Consider the following 20,343-nt stretch of genomic DNA (forward strand, 5'->3'; position numbering starts at 1 on the left):
CCCCATGACCACGCCTGAACGGCAGATCCCGTGGAGAGCCCGTTGCGTTGAAAGGCGCACGGCGGGTTCGGCGAGAGGCCCGGGGAAACGGACCGGGAGCAATCCCGGCACCGCGCCCCGGGCCTACTCAGCTCTGGCGCGAGGACACCCGGGACCGTGGTCCTGTGCGGCCCCTACACCGGAGAGCCCTGTGGAGTCATGGCAATCCGGTGAAGTTGCCCATGGGTCACTGGCGTGGCGTGTGGGACGGATGTTACAAAAAGCGACTTTAGTGTTGACACGTACGGTAGCGCTTCGACAACCTGGCGGGGTTGCCGAACCCGATAGAGGCTTGGGGGAGCCTCTGGGCCGAACCCTCGACCCGAGGAGAGACAATGCGTTCGACGGACCCTTCGTGGGACGAGCAAGCGCGCGCGGATGCCGGTCGGCTGTGGGCGGGAGGCGTAGCGACGGCGCTGGTCGCGGCAGGAGTGGCACTGGTCGGAGTGCTGGTGCTGCACAAGTTGCTGCACGTCGCCGTGCTGACCCCGAGCGGACGAACGCAGGCGGCCAGCGATGCGATGATCGTGTTGCCGATCTCGGCGGCGGTCGCCACGCTGCTCGCGACCGGTCTTCTGCACCTGCTGATGGCGACTACTCCCCAAGCCTCGCAGTTCTTCGGCTGGATCGCCGCGCTGGTGATGGCCCTGGTCATCCTGCAAGTATTCGTGGTCGGGGCCGACCTGATGGCCGAGGTACGGACGGCAGTGCTGTACCTGCTGATCGGCGTCGCGATCATCTCCTCACTGTTCGGTGTCTCCCGTACTGCCGTGCGTTACCACCGGCATCAGGACTACCGGGAGAACCGCTTTGACGAGCCGGCCTACCGGTACGAGCCTCGCAGATACCGGTGACCGGGCCGAGCGCTGAGCGGCGCGCTCCTCGGACCGGCGTGCGACCGACCGGCTCGTGCTTGGCGCTGGCGACAAGGCGACCGAGAGCCGTCCGTCGCACCCTGACGTGATGGAGCACGTCCCGGCTGTGCTCACGCGGAAGCAGAGCGATCGAGGGAATCGACGGAATCGAGGGGATTCTCACGTCGGAGGCCGGCCCACGACTCCGTGGGCCGGCCTCATGCGTACGGGGAACGCGTTCCCCTTGTCGGGGAACGCGAGCGTTGCTTAGTGGATCTTGGTTGGCCCACAGAAGAATGCTCTCGATGGTGACGACGGCTCGGCAGTAGGCGGCGAGAGCGCCAGCGTGTGGGCGACGCCACTGCGCGGCTTGGTGGCGCAGCTCAGCAGCGCGATCTTCACGACGACTGCCGCGATACCCGGCCGAGGTCCGCGCCGCCGGGGCGCGCTTCAGCGATCGGCTCTCGGAAGGAGAGGAGTACCGCGGCAGGGATCACCGGGTCGGTGTCGCCGGGCCAGGCTCGTTTCGAGGTGGCCGGCCAACCGACCGCGAATCTCGCATGCCGGCGATTCGAGCGACCGCCAACGAGGTCATGATCTCGAGAAGGTCGCGCGGACGTGAGAGCTTCAGAGCGGTCAGCTCCTCGATTCGGTGCATACGCTGGAGCACAGTGTTCGGGTGAACGTGCAATGCCCCGGCCGCCGCTCTCCGGTTCATGTCGTTCTCCCAGAGGACGTGCAGGGTGGTGAGCAGGTCGGTCGAGCGCTCGCGGTCGTAGTCGAGTACCGGTCCGAGCACTCGCTGGGCGAACTGGCGTAGCCCATCGGTGTCGCTGACCTGGAGCAGCAGGTTGTCGACGGTCAGCTCGGCGAGATGGAGGACGACCGGGTCCGACGACCCAGCGGCCAGCTCCAGTGCCCCTCGCGCCGTCCGAAAGGCGGTCCGGAGCCCCGGCAGGGTCGGCGCCGGAGCCGCCACGGCGGCGGTCACCTGTTTCACCGAGCGGGCTTTGGTGAGCGCGTCGGCCAGCCGCTCAGTCGCCTCGCGCGGCGTACCTGTCGTGCCGTCTCGCCATGCGATCTGAGTAGGCCAGAGCACGACGACCAGGCCCCGGTGCGCGGCGGCGAGCGGGAGCGGGTTCATACCTGCGAGGAAGCGGGTGGTGGTCGCGAGCGCGCGTTCAGCGGCCGGGAGTCCGGCGGCGCCGTCGGTCTCGCGTACCGCGATGGCGCTGAGGGTGTGCGGGCCGGTGAGGTCGTGGCCCATGCGGCGTGCCCGTTCGATGACGGCGGCGACGTCGAGAGACTCGTCGGAGAGCAGATCTGCGACCAGGGAGCCGCGCAGGCGTCCCTCGACGTCCGCGGCGGTGCGCTCCCGGAGCAGCTCGAGGGCCGCGACGACCGATGCGTGCTCGGTGGCGCGGACGTCGAGTCCGGTAAAGGAGGTCAGCGGCCGGCGAATCCAGATCCGTCCCACGACCTCGCCGTCGAGCAGGACCGCCGATACGACAAAGGTCTCGCCCTCCAGCACCGTTTCCACCAACGGCCCGTCGGTGAGGTCCAGAGATGTTGGTGGCGGTGCGTCGGTCTCAAGCGGTCGGCCGTCGCTACGTGCCAGCACCCATCCGTGGGCGTCGTCGGCGAGGACGTCGGAGCCGAGCAGGTCCGCGAGCGCGGTGACGACACCGCCGATTCCCTCGCCGCGCAGGGCGATCGCGGTGAGCTCAGCGTGGATCTCCTCCGCTCGGCGCAGCATGGCGTGCTGCTCGGAGAGGGAGCTGTTGAGCTCGCGCAGTTCGCCGATGGTCGCCCGCTCCCGGGCCTGCAGTTGGGCGGTCACCAGTGCGATGGCGACCTGGGTCGCGAGAGTGCCCACGAGCTCGCGTTCGGCGCCGTCGAAGTGGTGGGGCTGCCGGCGGTAGCAGTTCAAGGTGCCGACGACCGCGCCGGCGCGGCGCAGCGGCACGGACACCAGTGCTCGGTAGCCCTGTTCCTGGGCGACGCCGCCCCATGGGCCGAACTGTGGTTCGCGGCCGATGTCCTCCACGGCAACGATGTCGCCGGTGCGGAACGCCCGGCTGGTGGGTGCTTCGCCCTCCCGGCCGGCGCTGAGCAGGATCGGGCGTTCGGCGTTGACCTGGTCGACGTACTCGGGGGAAAGCCCGTGGTAACCGCGGATGACGAGCGCGGTGCCCTCAGGGCTCGGCAGGAAGACGCCGCAGAAGTCGTAGGCCATGAGTGAGCACGCAGTCCGGGCCACCCGGTTCAGGAGGTCGCCGAGTGGCTCCTGACGGCTGACGGCGGCGCCGATGTCGGCGATCCCGGCCAGCCAGCGCTGCAGTCCATCCTGATGTGGTCCCACGATCGAGGCGCCTCCCTCATGTTCGAGCGCACACTATCAAGGCCAAAGGTGTGTCTTTTGAAACATTGAGGAGGGCGCTTTCACCGGAGCATGGTTGTTTCTGGCCGGTGAACGCCGTCACACGGCCCCACGACAGCAGAGTTGGAAAGGCCGTGCGGTTGAACAGATGCAGAACCCGAGCACTGGCGGCTCTCCTGATGGTCGGCGCCATATTCGTGTCGACGGCCTGCAGCGCGGGTCTGGGCGGTCCCGCCTCCTCCCGGGCGGCACGCGATGGTGTCATTCGGTTCACCTTCGCCCCCGACCCGATCTGGGACTACATGCACGACGAGGGGATCATCGAGGACTTCGAGAAGGGGACCGGCATCTCCATCGAGACCTCGGCGACCTGGGACGAGTTCGGGCTCTTCGCCGGCGGCCACGCCGACATCATCTCCTCGGCGTCCTTCGAAGTGCCGGGACTCGAGGAGGAGACCGAGCAGGACACCGTGATCATCGGGCGCTACAACTCCGAGCGGAGCCGGCTGATGGTGCGCGCCGGCAACCCGGCCGAGTCCCTCGAAGACCTCAAGGGCAAGCGGCTCGGCGTGTTCACTTCGGTCTCCGGGACGCTGGTGTGGCACGCGCTGGTGGAGAAGATGCACGGGCTCTCCGTCACCGGAAAGAACTCCGACTTCAAGATCGTCGTCGCCGACATCCAGAACCTCTCCAACCTGCTCGCCCGCGGCGAGATCGATGCCTGCATCTGCTATCCGGACCTCTCCGCACGCGAGCTTCGCGAGGGCAGCGTCCGCGCGCTGTACGACGGCAAGTCGTCCGCCCAGCTGTTCGCCGACCTGAAGGCACCCGGCCACGACGGTCCCATGGGCAACGTGTTCGTCGCCCGCAAGGACTGGGTCGAGGAGCACCCCAAGGAGGTCGACGCGTTCTTGGACCTGTGGTCGCGCGGCCTCGAGGAGTGGCGTGCGCACCGCGACGAGATCATCGAGCGCTACCCGCAGCACTTCGCCGTCGAGTCCCCCCGTGACGTGCAGTTCATGAAGGGCTACGTGGCCGAGCACGACTGGGTGGTCCAGGACGTCCGTTTCGACAGGCAGTGGGCCGACGACGAGAGCAAGATCTTCGACCTCATGCGCGAGACCGGCGTCATCGACGGCGACGTGCAGGACCCGCAGTTCCTCCCCACGGTAGGAGACGACCGGTGACTTCGCCGACCGCTACCACCGAACCGCCCGTCACCCCGCCTGGCCAGAGTTCGCTGAACGCGCGGCTCCGCGGCCGGCGTCCACGACCCGACGGAGCCAGAGGCCCCTCGCGGTGGCTCGTCTCGCTGGTCTCACTGCTGGCGGCACTCGCCACCTGGGCCGTGGTCGCGTGGATCATCGATGACAACATCCTCCCCACGCCGTTCGAGGTCTTCGGACGCGTCGCCGACTTCATCGTGTCCGGTGCGGCGTTCAGCAACTTCGCCGCGAGCATCGTGAAGATCGGGATCGGCTTCGCGCTGGCGCTGGCCGCCGGCCTGCCGATCGGGTTCGTCATGGGCCGCAGCCGGTTCATGTCGACCTACTTCTCGATGCCGCTGTTCGTGCTCGGCAACGTCCCCGGCCTCGCCTACGCCGTCTTCGGGCTGGCCATCTTCGGCGTGGGTGCCACCGGGCCGATCGTGGTGTCGGCCCTGGTGGCCGTCCCGTTCATCGCGATCAACGTCGCTGAGGGCGTCCGTTCGGTCGATGGCGGGCTGCTGCGCATGTGCCGGGCCTTCGACCGACGGCCCGTCGACGTGATGCGCCACGTTTACCTGCCCGCCATCACGGCCTTCGTGTTCGTGGGCGTCCGCTACGCCTTCGCCATGGCCTGGAAGGTCGAGGCCCTCACCGAGGTCTTCGGCGCCGACAACGGAGTCGGCTTCATGATCCGGCGCGCCTACCAGGAGTTCAAGGTCGCCGACATGCTCGCCTGGACCATGTTGTTCGTCATCGCGATGGTGCTGATCGAGCGCGGCCTTGCCCGGATCGAGACCCGGGTGTTCGCGTGGAGGAAGGAACTCGCATGACCACCGCAACCGCGCCGGAGGCGACACCCCGTCCCTTGCCGGCCGACCGGGCGGCGTCCCTGTGGTCGCGACGCGGACGCTCAACGTCGTCCTCCCTGATCGCGCTCGCCGCCTCGCTGCTCTCCATGCTCGCCGTCTGGCAGCTCGCGGCCGAGTACGGACACCGCGTACCCTCGATCGGCGAGACGATCGGCCGGCTGGTCGACGAGGCGGCCGGCGGTCACCTGTCGACCAACCTGGCCGTGAGCATGAACCGCTTCACCTTGGGCCTCGTCGCGGCGCTCGTCGTCGGAACGGCCGTGGGCGTGCTGATGGGTCTGTCCCGGTTCGTCGATTACGCCCTGGCCGACCTGACCATGGCCGCGCTCGCCGCCCCGGCTGTGATCTGGGCGCTCCTGACCACGATGTGGTTCGGCTTCGGCTGGCTCACCCCGGTCACGACGGTCTTCCTCTCGGCCCTGCCCTTCGTCGTCGTGAACATCGCCAAGGCGGTCCGGGCCGTGCCCCCCGACCTCGTGCTCATGGCCCGCTCGTTCGGTGTCAGCCGGACCCACGTCCTTCGTCACATCGTGGCTCCGGCGGTCGCCGGCTCGACGGTCGCGGCGGTGCGCTTCGCGATCATGAGCGCCTGGAACGGCCTGCTCCTTGCGGAGTGGTTCGGCTCGACGTCCGGCGTCGGCTGGCGCTCCCGCTACTGGTACGACGCCAACCAGCTCGACGGCTTCCTTGCCTGGCTCGTCATCTTCATCGCCTTCCTGGTCCTCGCCGACCAGATCATTCTCGGCCCGGTCGAGCACTTCGTCACCCGCTGGCGCACCGCCTGAGCAGCGCATCCCTCCTCGAAAAGGAAACTCATGGCCTCCATCGAAATCGACGGCCTGGTGAAGGACTACCAGAACCGCCAGGGCAAGCAGACGCGCGTGCTCGACGGGATCGACCTGTCCATCAGCGGCGAGACCTTCGTCTCCATCGTCGGCCCCTCCGGCAGCGGCAAGACGACGCTGCTCAATATCGTCTCCGGAATTGAGAGCCTCAGCAACGGCTCGGTCCGCCTACGCGCCGGTGACCGGGACGCCAAGGTCGGCTACGTGTTCCAGGACCCGCGGCTGCTGCCCTGGCGCACCGTCACGCAGAACCTCAGGTTCGTCCAGCACGACCGCTCCGGCTGGGAGCAGCGCGCCCAGCACTACCTCGACCTGGTCGGCCTCGGCCACCTCGGCGACCGCTACCCGGCCCAGCTCTCCGGCGGCCAGCAGCAGCGGATCGGCATCGCCCGGGCCTTCTCGGTCGAGCCGGACATCCTGCTCATGGACGAGCCGTTCAGCCACCTCGACGCGATGACCTCACGCTCCCTGCGTGAACACCTGGAGCGCATCTGGCTCGAGTCACGGCGCACGGTCATGTTCGTCACCCACGACGTCACCGAAGCGGTCCAGCTCTCCGACCGGATCGTCGTGCTGGCGCCGGGCGGCCGGATCCACGAGACCATCGAGGTGGACCTCCCGCGTCCACGCCGCGCCTCCGACCCGGCCGTCGCCATGCTCCAAGCCGAGGTGCTCGCCCGCTTCGAAGTAATGGAGGCGGCGGCGTGACGACCCTCGACACCGACCGATCCCTCGCTGCGGCCCCCGCGGCGAGGCGGGGCGTCATCGACGTCCACGCCCACTGGCTGCCCCAAGAGCTGTTCGGCCTTCCGCCGGGCTCGCCGGTCCCGCCGCTGAACGCGCGGGGCGAAGAGCTGCACCTCGGCGACATCCCGCTGTCCATCGCGGCGTCGGCGATGAGCGACCCCGACCGGGTGCTCGCCGAGACCGACCGTGCCGGGCTGGGCGCCCGGGTGCTGTCTGCCCCGCCGTTCGCATTCCCCGTGGTCGCGGACCCCGGAGTGGGCGAATACGTCGGTCGCTTCAACGAGGCCCTGACCCGCCTGTGCCACGACAGCCACGGCCGGCTGCTCGGCCTTGGCCTGGTCTCCCTGCACGACCCGACCGCGGCCCGGGCCGAGATGAAGGCGATCGCCGCGTCGGCGGTCGTCCGTGGCGTCGCAGTTCCCCCGCTGGTCGGCGCCACCTCCTTCGACGAAGGCCCGCTCCACGAGGTCGCCCGCATCGCCGCCGAGCTGGACCTGGCCATGCTGGTACACCCCATGCAGCTGCCGCGGCCGGAGTGGAGGTCGTACTACCTCGCCAATCTGATCGGGAACCCCACCGAGACAGCGACGGCCATCGCTTCCTGTGTGCTCGGCGGAGTCACGGAGACGCTTCCGTCGCTGCGCATCTGCTTCGTCCACGGCGGAGGATGCGCACCCGCGCTCCTAGGCCGGTGGCGACACGGCTGGGAGCAACGCGCGGACGCCGGCGCCGGCACCGGCCGAACGCCGCACGAGGGCTTCCGCGACCTGTGGTTCGACACGCTCACCCACGACGGCCCGGCGCTGCAGCTGCTGCGTTCCAAGGCGGACCCGGACCGCCTGCTGTGCGGCAGCGACTACCCCTTCGACATGGGCGTGGACCGCCCACAGGACCTGCCGGTCTCGGAAGGTATCGGCGCCGAGGCCATGGAGGCCGGCGCCCGCCGCTTCCTCGACCTGCCCGTGCTCGGGAGCGACAACGATGCATGAAACGAACGGCCAGGGCCACTACTCCGGCCAGCGGGCCCTGGTCATCGGCGGCTCGATCGGCGGCCTCACGTCCGCGCTGCTGCTGCGTCGCCTGGGATTCGACGTGACCGTCTTCGAGCGCACGCCGACCAGCCTGGACGGCCGGGGCGGGGGCATCGTGCTGCAGCCCGACACGCTTCGCTGGTTCGCCGAGTGCAGCGAGCAGCACCCCGAGCAGGTCAGCACCACGACCCAGTACGTCCAGTACCTCGGCGCCGACAACGAGGTCCTGCATCGCGACCCCACGCCGTGGCGGTACACGTCCTGGGGCACGTTCTACCGGGCCCTGCTGGCTGACTTCGGCACTGAGCAGTACCACCTCGGGGAGTACGCCGCCGGCTTCGACCAGGACGGCGACAGCGTCGAGGTCCGCTTCGTGTCCGGGCGCCGTGAGCGGGCGGAGCTCGTGGTGTTCGCGGACGGGATCGGTTCTGCGAGCCGCAGCCGGATCTCACCCGGCAGCGTCCTCGAGTACTCCGGCTACGTCGGCTGGCGCGGCACCGTGCACGAGTCCGAGGTCTCGCCCGAGACCTTCGAGCTCTTGCGCGACTCGATCAGCTTCAACGTGGCGCCGTACACCCACATCAACATCTACCCGATCCCCTCGGACGAGGGCGGGCTGACGGTGGGGAACCGACTGCTCAACTACGTCTGGTACCGCAACGTCGCCGAGGGCGCCGACCTCGAGGAGCTGATGACCGACAAGCGCGGCTTCCTCGGCAAGGTGTCGGTGCACCCGGGCCAGGTGCAGGACCGGTTCGTCCAAGAGATGCGTGAGGTGGCCAACACGGTCCTGGCACCCGCCGCGGCCGAGGTGGTGCAGCGCACCGAGCAGCCCTACCTCCAGGCGGTCTACGACGTCGACGCCGAGCACATGGCCGTCGGCCGGGCAGCGTTGATCGGCGACGCGGCCAGCGCCGCGCGCCCGCACGCCGCGGCCGGCACGGCGAAGGCCGCCGCGAACGCCTGGGCCCTGTACGACGCCCTGAGCGAGGCCGACGGCGCCATCCCCGCCGCCCTGGCGAAATGGGAGCCGGGACAGCTCGAGCTCGGCCAGCGCCTGCTGCGCCGGGTCAAGGAGATGGGCACCCGCTCGCAGGTCGACTGCACCTGGGCGCCCGGCGACCCCGACCTGCGATTCGGCCTCTACGGCCCGGGCCAGTGACCACGACGTACGAGAGGAACACCCAATGACCACCACGCCGGCATTCCTGACCGACGCCCCCTTGGCGGGCACCGTCGTCGCCACGGACTTCGAGGGTTGGTCCGACGCGCTTCGCGAGGAGTTCGAGACCCACGCCTACAACCCACACGTCGGCTCGCGGCTACTCAGCGAGAACGACCGCGTCCGCGTGTGGGAGATCCGCCTCGAACCCGGGGAGCGGTGGCACGCGCACCGGCACGTCCTCGACTACTTCTGGACCGCCGTCAACGCAGGCCGCAGCCGCCAGCACACCGCTGACGGCACTACCCGCGAGGTGTCCTACGACGCCGGCGAGACCCGGCACTTCACCTTCAGCGATGGGGAGTTTCTCCTGCACGACATCGAGAATGTCGGCGACGACGTCCTCGTCTTCACCACTGTCGAGCACCTCGACTCGGCCAACTCGCCGCTGCCACTATCAAGCTGAGGACACCCAAGGACGCCGACAGCGCCAAAGCGTCATGATCGGTTCACTATCGACAACGCACGCTCATCGACTACTTGTTGCATTGACCTCAGGACCGATGCCTGGCGAGGCTCGAGGAGCGGCAAGGTCGCTCACCCGAGGCGTACGGTCTCGATCCAGGACGGTGGGGCCGGCGGATCCGTCCCGACCAGTACGGCGATGAGGCGGCTGGACGAAGGCTCCTCTGGCCACGGAGTGAAGCCGTCGGTGAGGACGATCACGACACCGGGCCGCTCCGGACCGGCAAGTGCCTCCCGGATGCCGACCCGCAGGTCGGTTCCGCCGCCGCCCGCGAGTGAGATCTGCTCGGTGGAGGTCACCCGGGACACCGTCTGCACGTCGGCGTCGCAGGCCAGGACCGCGACCCGGTTCCCCCGTACGCCCACCTCCCGCAGCACGCCGGTGACCTCGGCAAGGACGGCCGCCAGATCGTCCTCGCCCATCGACGCGGACGTGTCGATGACGATCGCGACCCGGGGAAGTGGGCGGCGCAGGCTCGGCAGCACGACACCGTTCAGCGCCGAGGTGCGGCGCGATGGGCGACGGTAGGTGTAGTCGACCGCGCCCCCGGCCCAGGCGACCGCCTCCCGGACTGCGCCCGCGAGCACCCGCCGCCAGTCGACGGTCGGTTCGAGGACCTGGTCCGCCCAGCGCCGCCACCCGGCCGGCAGATCACCGCGCGTGCGCTGATGGGCGCGCATCCCCTCGGCGGTGTGCCTGCGCAGTGCCTCGGCCTCGACCGGGCTGAGCCGGGCCGCCGGTCCGGCGCCGTCGGCCTCCCAGGGCGCCGGCCGCCCGTGGGCGCCGGAGCCGCAGTCGACGTCGGTGGCCTGGGGCGGCAGCAGCGGCAGATACTCCTCGAACAGCCGGCCCGCTGGCTGTCCGAAGGTGCCGGGCTCGACGCGGCCTTCGGGCAGTGCCAGTCCGTCGGCGAGCAGGTCGTCGTTGATCTCGCAGTCCTGGGCGATGTTGACGCGCAGGCGGTCGCCCTGCGCGGAGGCGGGAAGCCGGTCCGCGCGTCGGTGGTGGTCGCGCAGCAGGTGCGCCACCTCGTGAATCCACACTCCCGCGAGTTCGGGTACGGGGGTCGCGTCGACGAATGCGGCTGACACGTAGCAGCGCCAGTGCCGGTCGACGCCCATCGTCGACACGCCGGTGCTCGGCACGATCGACAGCGAGTACAGCGCCGACGCCAGGTAGGGCCGATCGGCCGCGGCACGATACCGGGCGGCGAGCAGCTTGACCCGGTCCAGGGCGGTCCCCCCGTCCGGCCCGGCCGCGGCCTCCGAGGTGGCGCTCGTCCGTTCGCGTCCGCTCCGCCGCCCGGTCATGCCTCAGCCGCCGCCGGGCAGCGCACCGGACAGCCGGAGCAGGTCGAGGAAGGCGTCGATGCCGCTCGGCACCGGCCAGTCGGTGTTCCGCAGCGCCGCCAGGTCGGCGGCCGCCCGAGCCGCCACGTCGGGCACTCCCGCGTCGGCCGCCTTCCCCAGCACGACCCAGCCGGCCTCCCAGCGCCGCCGGGTGAGATCGCCCTGGACGGCGGCGACCACCGCGGTCAGAAAGGCGAGTTGCCGGTCGCCGCGCTCGGGCAGCGCGAAGGCGTTCGGATCGGCCAGCACCCGGTCCGGGTCGGGCAGATCGAGCTGTTCGAGGTAGGACAGCAGCTCGATTCCCGCGCCGTCCCCGATCGCGCCGATCACCGCGGTCGCGATCGCCTCGAGACCGGTGCCGGTGGCGTATCCGGCGGCGAGCAGCCGCAGCGCCATCTCCCAGGTCCGTGGCGACGGCCAGGCCCGGCCGCGGCTCTCGGCGTCCTCGGGCAGGTGGTGCGCCAGACCGGGCCGCGCGGTGAGGAAGCCGGAGACCACCCCGCGTGCCCGGGCCACCGCACTGGGCACCTTGGCGGGATCGACCGGGGGAACCGGCACCGACGGCCAGGTGCCGGCCATGCCGCGCGCGACCGTACGCGGATCGTGGGTCCAGTGCAGATGGACGAACCTGTTCGCCAGGGGCGGGCTCAGGTGCCAGCCGTCCGCGGCGCTCGACGGCGGATTGGCGGCGGCGACCACCCGTACCGGCTCGGGCAGGGCCAGGCTGCCGACCCGGCGTTCGAGGACCACGCGGAGCAGGGCCGCCTGCACGGCGGGCGGTGCGGAGGACAACTCGTCGAAGAACACCAGGCCGCGCCCGGCCCCGGCCAGCCGGACCGCCCAGTCCGGCGGGGCCATCGGCACACCCTGGGCCGCCGGGTCGTCACCGAGGATCGGCAGACCGGCGAAGTCGGACGGCTCGTGAACGCTGGCGATGACCGTCTCCAGGGGGACGCCGAGCCCGGCGGCCAACTGCTCCATGCCCGCGGACTTGCCGATGCCGGGCTCGCCCCACAGCAGTACGGGCAGGTTCGCGGCCACCGCGAGCGCCAGCGCCTCGAGCTGCGGATTGCCGCCGGGCTCGGTCCGCCAGGCCCGGAGCCGCAGATTGAGATCGTCGGCGGCGGCCAGCGGGTCCTGGGATCGCGAAAGGTCATTGGTGGCGTTCACGCGTGCTCTTTCAGGAAGGCAGAGGCCGTGCAGAGATCGGGGTGGTCCCGCTCGAGCCTTTCTTCAAGGAAGCGCAGGTCACGGCGCTTGCCCCGGACGCTCAGGTAATGCACCGACAGGCCACTGTCAGGGTCGACGACGTCGATGCGGGCTCCGGCGGTGAGCAGTGCCCGGATGAGTTCCGCTGAGCCGTTTTCGCCGACGGCCACGTGCAACGGGGTGCGGTGGTCCTTGTCGGTGGCCTCGATGTCGAGCCCCGCCGCCAGGAGCCGGGGCAGCAGCGGTTCATGGTCGAGCAGATGCAAGAGATGAAGCAGGGTGCGTCGCCGGCCGTCGCGTGCGTGGGGGTCGACGCCCGCGTCAAGCAGCCGGATGACGCCCGGGGTGTCGCCGTGCTGGATGCGGGCGAACAGCTCCCGCCACTGGTCACGCAATGCTCTCGGGAGCCGCCCGATGCCGGAGGTCCAGGTTCGCTGGACGGCGAAGCATCCGCTGATCGTGCCGCCGAACGCCGACATCGCACGTTCGCGTTGCTCTTCTTCGTCGCCGTGCTGGGTGTGCAGGGTGCCGTCGCGGAAGGACATTTCGTGCCACTCGCCGCGGCAGCGGACGCGCACAGGAGAGGGCGGTTCGGCCTCGGGTGGTCCGACCGGACCGCCTGTGGCCGGCCGGTCTGGGAACAGGGCGTCCCGCACCAGCGGGTGCAGATGATCTGGTGAGATCTGGCCGATCCGCAGCAGATCGAGGTCCGGCGACCGGCGCCAGCAGGCCTCGGGCAAAACGACGTCGGGGACCTCGTCGAGCTCGATGCACTGAGCCCGCAGGCCTCCATTTCGTCTCTTGCGTTCGAACAGCATGGCGATGCGCCAGCGCTCGAACGGATGGAGGAGGAAGCGGTCTCCGTGGCCTTCGTCGGCGAGCCGTTGGATCTCCGGTCCGAGTCGGGTCAGGGCCAGCGGCATCCTCTCGAGAGGTTCGAGCACCTGCACGGACCCGTATTCGAGGTCGGGAGCCAGTGGGTTCAGGTCGATGCCGGCGGCGGCGAAGGCGGCCTCGACTTCGCCCCGCTCGTGCAGTGCGGTGACCCATTCGGTTCGTGCTGCGGGGTCGGTGAGACCAGGGGCGGTGGTGGGGAGTTCGTCGGTTGCGCGCGGGGTGCCGTCGGGGTTGAGGAAGGGCGCACGGTCCGCGCCGCCGCCGCAACGCTCGCGCAGTTCGATCGTGTGGCGCACGTCCCACAGATGCCGCGCCGCGGTCCAGTTCTCCACGGTGCCTGGCCAGAAGCGGCGGGACTCATCGACACGGGCGACCCGGCCGAACCGCAGGGTCAGCCGTTGCGGTCCGTCCGGCATCCAGCCCGGCGTGGTGACGTAGAGCCGTGGAGTGTCCGGCCGACGACTTCGCCTCCCGCCGCCGTATCCGCCCAAGACCACCACCTGGTTGGGATTGATCGTCGTGCGTCCGTCTCCCAACCGGGGCAGGTGCCAGCGCAGCAGATCCGGTGCGAAATGGCGGAGGTCGTCTTCGAGTACGGTGACGATCTTCCTACCGTGTTCTCTGGCCACGTCGGCCAGGTCGAAGGCGATGTCGATGCCGGCCGCTCCACAGGCGCCCCGCCAGTCGCCGGCCAGCCGTCGTTCGGCGGCCTGCTCGATCATCCACTGAGGCACGGCATAACGCCGGATCCTCCGCCAGCGCGACGCCTCATCCGGCGGAAACGACGTGGAGGGAGCCTGGAGCGGCGGTGCGGCGGCCGCTGGGGCGCTGATGGCGGTCATTCCTCTTCAGCGAGTTCGGGGTGTTCGCGCTCGATCCGTTCCGTGAGGCAGTCCAGATCTGTGCGTTGGCTCCAGTCGATCAGCCGGTAGAGGGACATGCCCTCGCCGTGGATCTCACCGGTCACGTCGATGCGCGCTCCGGCGGCGAGCAGTGCCCGGACGAGGGCAACGGAACCGCGCTCACAGATGGCCACGAACAGCGGGGTGCGCTGTTCCTGGTCTCCGGCGTCGATGTCGAGGCCCGCCGCGAGGAGTCGTGGCAGCAGTGGCTCGTGGTCGAGCAGATGCAGTGCGTGGAGCAGGGTGCGCTGCCGGCCGCCGCGTACGTGAGGGTCGATGCCCGCGTCCAGGAGCCGCAGGACCCCCGGGGTGTCGCCGTGCTGGATCCGGTCGAACAGCTCCCGTCGCTGGTGGCGCAGTGACTTCGGCAGCCGGCCGGTCCCGGACGTCCATGCCTGCTGCACGGCGAAGCATCCGGCGACGGCGCCGCCGAGGGCCCGCATCGCGTGTTCGCGTTGTTGTTCCTCGTCGGTGTGCGGCAGGTGGAGGGCGCCGTCGCGGGAGGACACCTCGTGCCATTCGCCTCGGCAGCGGACGCGTACGGAAGAGGGGGGCTCGACGTCGGGCGGCCCGACCGGGCCTTCGGCGGCCGGACGGCCGGGGAACAGGGCGTCGCGAACCAGCGGGTGCAAATGCTCTGGAGGCGTACGGCCGTCGCGCAGCAGATCGAGGTCGGGCAGCCGCCGCCAGCAGGCCTCGGGCAGCACCTCCGCGTTCTCCGGATCCGAGCCCATCTCGTACTTGACGACCTCGACCCGCAGACCCGCATCGGACCCGGCGCTTTCGAGTACGACGGCCGTGTACTGAGTGCAGGGGATCCAGAATCGGTCCCAGATGTTCTCGTCGGCGAGTCGCCGGATCTCCGGTTCGAGCCGGGTCAGGGCCAATGGCATCCGGCTGAGGAATTCGAGCGGCTCCACCCTCTTCACGCTGTACCAGGGGTCGAGGTCGAACGGCGACGCGTCCAGTTCGATGCCTGCGGCGGCGAAGGCCGCTTCGACCTCGCCCCTCTCGTGCAGGGTGGTGACCCATTCGGTGTGCGTCGCGGGATCGCCCGGACCCGGGTCGGTGCCGGGGAGCTGATCGACGGTGCGCGGGGTGCCGTCGGAGTTGTAGAACGGTGCTCGGGTCTTGTTGCCGCCGCAGCGTTCGAGCAGCTCGGAAGCGTGTCGTGCATCCCACAGATGCCGAGACGCGGCCCAGGTCTGCACGACATTGCGCCAGAACGCGCAGAACGACCAGTCGGTCTCGAGGGAGACCCAACTGCGATCGATCGGGGCAAAGTTCAGCCTCAGTCGCTGAGGGCCGTTGACCATCCACGCGGGCGTGGCGACGGACAGCTGCGGAGCACCCTTCCGCCAAGGGCCTCCTGCCGGCCGGCCCAGGACCACCTGCTGGCTGGGGGTGATAGTGGTGCGTCCGCGTTCCGCCACCCGGGGCAGATGCCAGCGCAGCAGATCCGGCGCGAAGTGGCGCAGATCGTCCTCTAGCGCGGCCGTGACCTCCCCGCCATGCTCGCGGGACACGTCGGCCAGGTCGAACGCCACATCGACGCCGGCCGCAGCGCAGGCGCCCCGCCAGTCACCGGCCAGCCGCCGTTCGGTGGCCTGCTCGATCATCCATCCGGGCACGGCGTAGCGCCGGATCCGCCGCCAGCTCGACGCCTCCTCCGGAGGGAAGGATCTGGACCGGACACGGGGCGGCGGAACGGCCGGTGTGCCGGTGCTCACCGGTACAGGCTTCCGATCGCGTGGACGTCGGGATGGGTCCGGGCGGCCGGGCGCAGCCGCGGGGCGAGCGCCCGCTTCACCCGACGGGGCACCCCCGGGCCGAGACCCACGTACTCCAGGCGCGTGTCGGCGGTGACCCCGGCCAGCAGGGTCTTCGCGCCGCGTCCGGTGAGCCCGGTGTGGCGCAGTTCCAGCCGGCGCAGCGGGCTGCCGGGCAGTGCGGCGGCCAGCAGGGTCGCCCCCGCGTCACCGGTGACGTTGGGGGGTGCGCCGAGGGTGCGCTCGGACGGTGGCCGGCCCAGATCGAGGGCCTCGATGCCGTCGAGGGCCTCGGCCAGGGCCCGTGCCCCTTCCGGCCCGATGCCGTTGCCGCCGAGACCGAGACGTACTGGCCGGGCCGGGTCGGCCGCCGCGGCGAGCGCCGCCGCGCCGGCGTCACCGAGATGGTTGGCGGGAAGGTACAGCTCCCGGACGCCCGCGTCCCGGATCAGCGCGGTCAGCAGGCCGGCCGAGTCCGCGCCGAGCCCGTTGCCGCCGAGGAAGAGCCGTTCGACCGGCCGGGACCGCTCGGCGAGCACGGTCAGCAGCGCCCGCAGACCCTCGGCGGTGAGCCCGGTGTTGACCAGATCGAGCGTACGGATCACCCGGTTGCGGCGCAGCATGGCGGCCAGCGCGCCGACCCCGGCGTCGCCCACGGGGTTGCGCTTGAGCCAGAGGGCGTGGACGGTGTCGTCGCCGGCCAGCCGACCGGCGAGCGCCGTGGCCCCGTCCGGCCCGATGCGATTGCAGCCCAGGTACAGCGTCTCCAGGCCGTGCCCGGGGGCCAATGCCTCGGCGATGCTCCGGGCACCGGCGTCACCGATGGCGTTGGTGCCGAGCAGCAGGTGGACGGCGTGCGGCGAGGCGGCGGCCACCGGCAGCAGCCTGGCCACGCCCGCCGGGCCGAGGCCCTGCTTGCAGAGGTCGATCCGCCCGTCCGGCCGTACGGTGCCGAGGGGGAAGGGCTCATCGGCCTCGACCGGATCCGGGAGGGCCAGCCGGGCGAGCAGCGGCTCCAGATGCGCTGGATCGGCGAGCGGCAGGTCGGGATGCTCGATCGCCGGGCAGCGTACGGGGGTCGGCTCCATCATCACCATTCCACCGGTCGGTAGTCCTTCAGGAACAGGCCGGACATCCGCTCTCCGCCGATGCCCCGCACGATCGGGTCGTAGACGCGGGCGGCCCCGTCGATGACGTCCAGCGGCGGGCGGAAGCCCGCCTCCCGCTGCACCGTCTTGTCCGGGTGGGGCCGTTCGTCGGTCACCCAGCCGGTGTCCACGCTGTTCATGTGGATGCCGGAGGCCGCGAAGTCTGCGGCCGCCGTGCGGGTCATCATGTTCAGTGACGCCTTCGCCATGTTCGTGTGCGGATGCCGGACGGTCTTGTTCTCGCGAGAGAAGCTGCCCTCCATCGCCGAGACCTGCACCACGTACCGGTCCGGCCACGGCGACGCCTCCAGCAGGCCGCGCAGCCTGGAGGTGAGCAGGAAGGGCGCGAAGGAGTTCACCATCTGGACCTCCAGCCACTCGGCGGGATCCACCTCGTGGAGTCGCAGGCTCCAGCTGTTGCGGGCCCGCAGATCCAGCGGCTGACCGGTCTCGTCGGTCCGGCCGGCCGGGAACAACACCTCCCACGCGGAGTCCCTGGCCGAGGTCACCGTACCGTCGGTGACCGGTTTCTCTGGCGTGGCGCCGTCCAGCGCGCTTGGCCCGGACACCGGCCCGGACATCAGGTGCGGGGGCACGGGCGTGAAGGGACCGGGGCCGCTCGCTTCCAGAGATGACGGTGCGGGGTCGGTCAGCATGCACGCGCCGCCGGTGACCGTCACCCGTGCGGCGGTGCCCGTCAGGGGCAGCTTTTCGGCGGCCCGGACCTCCCGGTGAAAGGCAGCGGGGCGGCGAATCGTCTGCGCGGCGTTGTTGATGAGGATGTCGAGGTGGTCGAAGCGCCGATGGACGGAGCCCAGGAGTTCCGCGACCCCGGGCAGGTCGAGGAGATCGACGCCGTGAACGTGCAGTCGCCTCAGCCAGTCCGCCGAGTCCGGGACGGCGGCGAACCGGCGGGCCGCGTCGCGCGGGAAACGCGTGGTGACGATGACCTCGGCACCGTCGCGCAGCAGCTTCAACGCCACCTGAAAGCCGATCTTCACCCGGCCGCCGGTAACGAGGGCGCGACGTCCGCGCAGGTCACAGCGGGCGTACCGACGGACCTGGTTCTCCTCGGCACAGTCCACGCAGAGCAGGTGATACTCGGAATGCATCTCGCGGTAGGGGGCCTTGCAGACATAGCACCGCCGAGCGCCCACCAGTCGGCGCCGGACCTTCACGGACGCGTCGCCGGCCTCGTCCGGAGCCCGGCCGCCCACCGTGGCGGGGGATGCGCCGGCCGGCGTCAGATCGGGAGCAAGACTGAAATCGGGGTCCTGAGCCGGTGTCGGCGCCGGTTCAGGCCCGGGATCCGGCTGTCGGTAGCGCGTGGAGGCCGCGCTGCTCTCGATGTCACGCCGTCTGCGGTCCGCGTGCCGGGCGGCCTTCCGCGACTTCTTGGCCGCCCGATGGACCTGCGCGACCGCTTGGTGCACCGCCCTCCAGCGGGGATCGTCCGGGTCCGTCGCCTGGACCTGTGCCAGGACTCGCAGGCAGATGTCGACCTCGGCCGGGTCAGGAGCGGCCGCTTTCCCGATCGACCGCGCCCCATCCGGGTCCGAGATGGTCGACGGCACTGACGCTCCTCTGGGACCCGCGAAGAAAGGGTGGCAAGGCTGGTCGGATTCGAACCGACGTCCTCCAGCCCGCTGTAAGGCGCGACGACCTCTGCGCTACAGCCTTGCCGCGCGACAATCTAGCGAAGACTCACGATGAGTCGCACGAAAACATGATCGTTTCCTCCGGCCGAACCGGTGCGGCAGGTCGCCCGGGCTCGAGCCTCCAAGGGCTCATTGACCGGCGCACCATCGCCACCCAGGGAGCCGAGGTCTCCGCGGACTTCAGCACGGTCGGGGTTGATGACGTTCTGGCGGAGGTGTACTGCTTGGGTTCCAGGCGGGCTGGTCACTGGCGAGAATTGGGAAACGGATGGACGTCAACGACATGACGGTACGGGGCCGCCTGGTCGAGCGAGGGGTGCAGATGCGGGACCAGCAGCGGAAGCGATGACCCCCTTACCGCTGGACGCAAGCTACCCCTTGCCAGACCAACTGCCGACCAAGATCACCGGCTGCCCGTCAGCCCCAGCCCACGTCCGTTGTCGGTGCTGGGCAAGGCTGGGGTCGCTGGTGGCGTCGCGTCCTGAACCAGCTGGTGTGGAGCAAGGAGCGCCGTTAGGGTTCGCCCATGAAGGCAGCGGTGCACGGCCGGTACGGGCCGCCGACCGTGGTCCGGGTCGCCCAAGTGGACAAACCCTCGATCGGGGACCATGACGTTCTTGTGAGGGTGCACGCGACGACGGTCAACCGGACGGACTGTGCCTACCGGGCGGCCAGGCCTTTCTTCGTGCGCACGTTCACCGGTCTTGCCCGGCCGCGGCGTAGAGTGCTCGGGACCGAGTACGCGGGAGTGGTGGAAGCGGTCGGCAGCGGCGTCATGTCCTTCACGGTCGGCGACCGGGTATTCGGGTACAACGAGGGCGCGTTCGGAGCCCATGCCGAGTATCTGTCGGTTCCGCAGGGCGGCGCCATCGCAACCATGCCGAGAGGCGTGACCTTCGAGGAGGTCGCTCCCGGTACCGAGGGCTCGCATTACGCGCTGTCGTTCATCAGAGCGGCGGGCGTCCGGGCCGGGCACGACGTCCTCGTCTACGGCGCGACCGGCGCCATCGGTTCGGCGGCGGTGCAGCTCCTGAAGCATCACGGGGCCACCGTGACCGCAGTGTGTGAGACGGCGCACTTGGAGCTGGTGAAGGGCCTGGGTGCGGACCGGGTCGTCGACTACACGGCCCAGGACTTCACCAGAGACGAGCAGAGCTACGACGCGGTGTTCGACGCGGTCGGCAAGAGTACGTTCGGCCGCTGCAGGCGGCTGTTGAAACCCGGCGGAGTGTATCTGTCCTCGGACCTTGGCCCCTGGTGGCAAAACCTGCCCTTGACGCTCGTCACGCCCCTGTTCCGCGGCAGGAAGGTGAAGTTTCCCTTTCCGAAGCAGGACCAGGAGATGGTGCGGTACTTCCGGGACCTGATCGAGGCCGGAGAGTTCAGGCCGGTCATCGACCGACGGTACCCGTTGGAGCAGATCGTCGACGCCTATCGGTATGTCGAGACCGGGCGGAAGATCGGCAACGTCGTCATCACCGTCGTACCGCCGAACTGACCTAACCGAGCTACACCAACTTGTGGATCTGTGGCGTTGATCGTGGCCTGCAGTCAAGATCAACAAGTCGGATAACGGTCTCCGACCACACGGCCACGATCCCCCGGAACACCGTGCCACGACAAGATCACGACATCCGCACAACCACGGGGAAATACTCCAAAACGCCGACCGGACATCCTCGCGATCTTGGAGGATGCCCAGGCCAGACATGGTGGGCCGCCTGGAACTCTGTCGCGCGTCAGAATTAGT

General features: G+C 70.0%; 16 protein-coding genes and 1 tRNA gene. 9 read left to right on the top strand and 8 right to left on the bottom strand.

The window, feature by feature from the left end; translation table 11 throughout:
- Positions 1–374 precede the first annotated feature (374 nt).
- Positions 375–893: a DUF6069 family protein gene (locus HKK74_RS17150; RefSeq protein WP_187244245.1), complete on the top strand. Its 519-nt coding sequence runs from the start codon at positions 375–377 to the stop codon at positions 891–893.
- A 493-nt stretch (positions 894–1,386) separates the two neighbouring features.
- On the opposite strand, the gene HKK74_RS17155 is transcribed toward HKK74_RS17150, so the two are convergent.
- The gene (locus HKK74_RS17155; protein ID WP_187244246.1) at positions 1,387–3,255 is read right to left on the bottom strand and encodes a helix-turn-helix domain-containing protein; all 1,869 of its coding nucleotides are present in this window, start codon (positions 3,253–3,255) and stop codon (positions 1,387–1,389) included.
- Positions 3,256–3,452: 197 nt separating this feature from the next.
- Here HKK74_RS17155 and HKK74_RS17160 point away from each other — a divergent pair, with 197 nt between their 5' ends.
- The 7 genes from HKK74_RS17160 to HKK74_RS17190 are packed head-to-tail and all read left to right on the top strand — an operon-like array spanning position 3,453 to position 9,601.
- The gene (locus HKK74_RS17160) at positions 3,453–4,460 is read left to right on the top strand and encodes an ABC transporter substrate-binding protein (protein ID WP_187244247.1); all 1,008 of its coding nucleotides are present in this window, start codon (positions 3,453–3,455) and stop codon (positions 4,458–4,460) included.
- On the top strand, positions 4,457–5,311 hold the full coding sequence (locus HKK74_RS41450) for an ABC transporter permease (RefSeq protein WP_222722379.1): 855 nt from the start codon (positions 4,457–4,459) through the stop codon (positions 5,309–5,311). The genes HKK74_RS17160 and HKK74_RS41450 overlap by 4 nt, the downstream gene beginning before the upstream one ends.
- The gene (locus HKK74_RS17170; RefSeq protein WP_187244248.1) at positions 5,308–6,135 is read left to right on the top strand and encodes an ABC transporter permease; all 828 of its coding nucleotides are present in this window, start codon (positions 5,308–5,310) and stop codon (positions 6,133–6,135) included. The genes HKK74_RS41450 and HKK74_RS17170 overlap by 4 nt, the downstream gene beginning before the upstream one ends.
- Before the next feature lie 30 nt (positions 6,136–6,165).
- Positions 6,166–6,903 carry an ABC transporter ATP-binding protein gene (locus HKK74_RS17175; RefSeq protein ID WP_187244249.1) on the top strand — a complete coding sequence of 246 codons (738 nt, stop codon included), beginning with the start codon at positions 6,166–6,168 and terminating at the stop codon, positions 6,901–6,903.
- The gene (locus HKK74_RS17180; protein ID WP_187244250.1) at positions 6,900–7,931 is read left to right on the top strand and encodes an amidohydrolase family protein; all 1,032 of its coding nucleotides are present in this window, start codon (positions 6,900–6,902) and stop codon (positions 7,929–7,931) included. The genes HKK74_RS17175 and HKK74_RS17180 overlap by 4 nt, the downstream gene beginning before the upstream one ends.
- Entirely contained in the window at positions 7,924–9,135 is a 1,212-nt protein-coding gene (locus tag HKK74_RS17185; RefSeq protein ID WP_187244251.1) for an FAD binding domain-containing protein, read from the top strand. Before HKK74_RS17180 ends, HKK74_RS17185 begins: the two co-directional genes overlap by 8 nt.
- A gap of 25 nt (positions 9,136–9,160) precedes the next feature.
- Positions 9,161–9,601 carry a cupin domain-containing protein gene (locus HKK74_RS17190; protein WP_187244252.1) on the top strand — a complete coding sequence of 147 codons (441 nt, stop codon included), beginning with the start codon at positions 9,161–9,163 and terminating at the stop codon, positions 9,599–9,601.
- A 131-nt stretch (positions 9,602–9,732) separates the two neighbouring features.
- Here HKK74_RS17190 and HKK74_RS17195 read toward each other — a convergent pair whose 3' ends face one another.
- From HKK74_RS17195 to HKK74_RS17225, 7 genes are all read right to left on the bottom strand, one after another.
- Positions 9,733–10,971 carry a vWA domain-containing protein gene (locus HKK74_RS17195; RefSeq protein ID WP_187244253.1) on the bottom strand — a complete coding sequence of 413 codons (1,239 nt, stop codon included), beginning with the start codon at positions 10,969–10,971 and terminating at the stop codon, positions 9,733–9,735.
- A gap of 3 nt (positions 10,972–10,974) precedes the next feature.
- Entirely contained in the window at positions 10,975–12,180 is a 1,206-nt protein-coding gene (locus HKK74_RS17200) for an AAA family ATPase (RefSeq protein ID WP_187244254.1), read from the bottom strand.
- Positions 12,177–13,850: an ankyrin repeat domain-containing protein gene (locus HKK74_RS41455; RefSeq protein ID WP_222722380.1), complete on the bottom strand. Its 1,674-nt coding sequence runs from the start codon at positions 13,848–13,850 to the stop codon at positions 12,177–12,179. Before HKK74_RS41455 ends, HKK74_RS17200 begins: the two co-directional genes overlap by 4 nt.
- A gap of 104 nt (positions 13,851–13,954) precedes the next feature.
- A complete protein-coding gene (locus HKK74_RS17210; RefSeq protein WP_187244256.1) occupies positions 13,955–15,748 on the bottom strand; it encodes an ankyrin repeat domain-containing protein in 1,794 nt (597 codons plus the stop codon).
- A complete protein-coding gene (locus HKK74_RS17215) occupies positions 15,745–16,878 on the bottom strand; it encodes a leucine-rich repeat domain-containing protein (RefSeq protein WP_187244257.1) in 1,134 nt (377 codons plus the stop codon). Before HKK74_RS17215 ends, HKK74_RS17210 begins: the two co-directional genes overlap by 4 nt.
- Complete coding sequence (locus HKK74_RS17220) at positions 16,878–18,509, bottom strand: SDR family oxidoreductase (RefSeq protein ID WP_312881562.1); 1,632 nt, start codon at positions 18,507–18,509, stop codon at positions 16,878–16,880. Before HKK74_RS17220 ends, HKK74_RS17215 begins: the two co-directional genes overlap by 1 nt.
- Before the next feature lie 31 nt (positions 18,510–18,540).
- Positions 18,541–18,615 (bottom strand) — tRNA-OTHER (locus HKK74_RS17225).
- Positions 18,616–19,119: 504 nt separating this feature from the next.
- Here HKK74_RS17225 and HKK74_RS17230 point away from each other — a divergent pair.
- Positions 19,120–20,091 carry an NAD(P)-dependent alcohol dehydrogenase gene (locus HKK74_RS17230; RefSeq protein WP_187244258.1) on the top strand — a complete coding sequence of 324 codons (972 nt, stop codon included), beginning with the start codon at positions 19,120–19,122 and terminating at the stop codon, positions 20,089–20,091.
- The last annotated feature ends 252 nt before the right edge of the window (positions 20,092–20,343 follow it).

The sequence above is a fragment of the Actinomadura alba genome (assembly GCF_014323705.1).
Classification (GTDB): domain Bacteria; phylum Actinomycetota; class Actinomycetes; order Streptosporangiales; family Streptosporangiaceae; genus Actinomadura_C; species Actinomadura_C alba.

Excerpts from the sequence above, each read along its gene's own strand:
- HKK74_RS17175 (WP_187244249.1), top strand. The coding sequence starts at position 6,166 with ATGGCCTCCATCGAAATCGACGGCCTGGTGAAGGACTACCAGAACCGC.
- HKK74_RS17195 (WP_187244253.1), bottom strand. The coding sequence starts at position 10,971 with ATGACCGGGCGGCGGAGCGGACGCGAACGGACGAGCGCCACCTCGGAG.
- HKK74_RS17185 (WP_187244251.1), top strand. The coding sequence starts at position 7,924 with ATGCATGAAACGAACGGCCAGGGCCACTACTCCGGCCAGCGGGCCCTG.
- HKK74_RS17170 (WP_187244248.1), top strand. The coding sequence starts at position 5,308 with ATGACCACCGCAACCGCGCCGGAGGCGACACCCCGTCCCTTGCCGGCC.
- HKK74_RS17190 (WP_187244252.1), top strand. The coding sequence starts at position 9,161 with ATGACCACCACGCCGGCATTCCTGACCGACGCCCCCTTGGCGGGCACC.
- HKK74_RS17230 (WP_187244258.1), top strand. The coding sequence starts at position 19,120 with ATGAAGGCAGCGGTGCACGGCCGGTACGGGCCGCCGACCGTGGTCCGG.
- HKK74_RS17215 (WP_187244257.1), bottom strand. The coding sequence starts at position 16,878 with ATGATGGAGCCGACCCCCGTACGCTGCCCGGCGATCGAGCATCCCGAC.
- HKK74_RS17150 (WP_187244245.1), top strand. The coding sequence starts at position 375 with ATGCGTTCGACGGACCCTTCGTGGGACGAGCAAGCGCGCGCGGATGCC.
- HKK74_RS17160 (WP_187244247.1), top strand. The coding sequence starts at position 3,453 with ATGGTCGGCGCCATATTCGTGTCGACGGCCTGCAGCGCGGGTCTGGGC.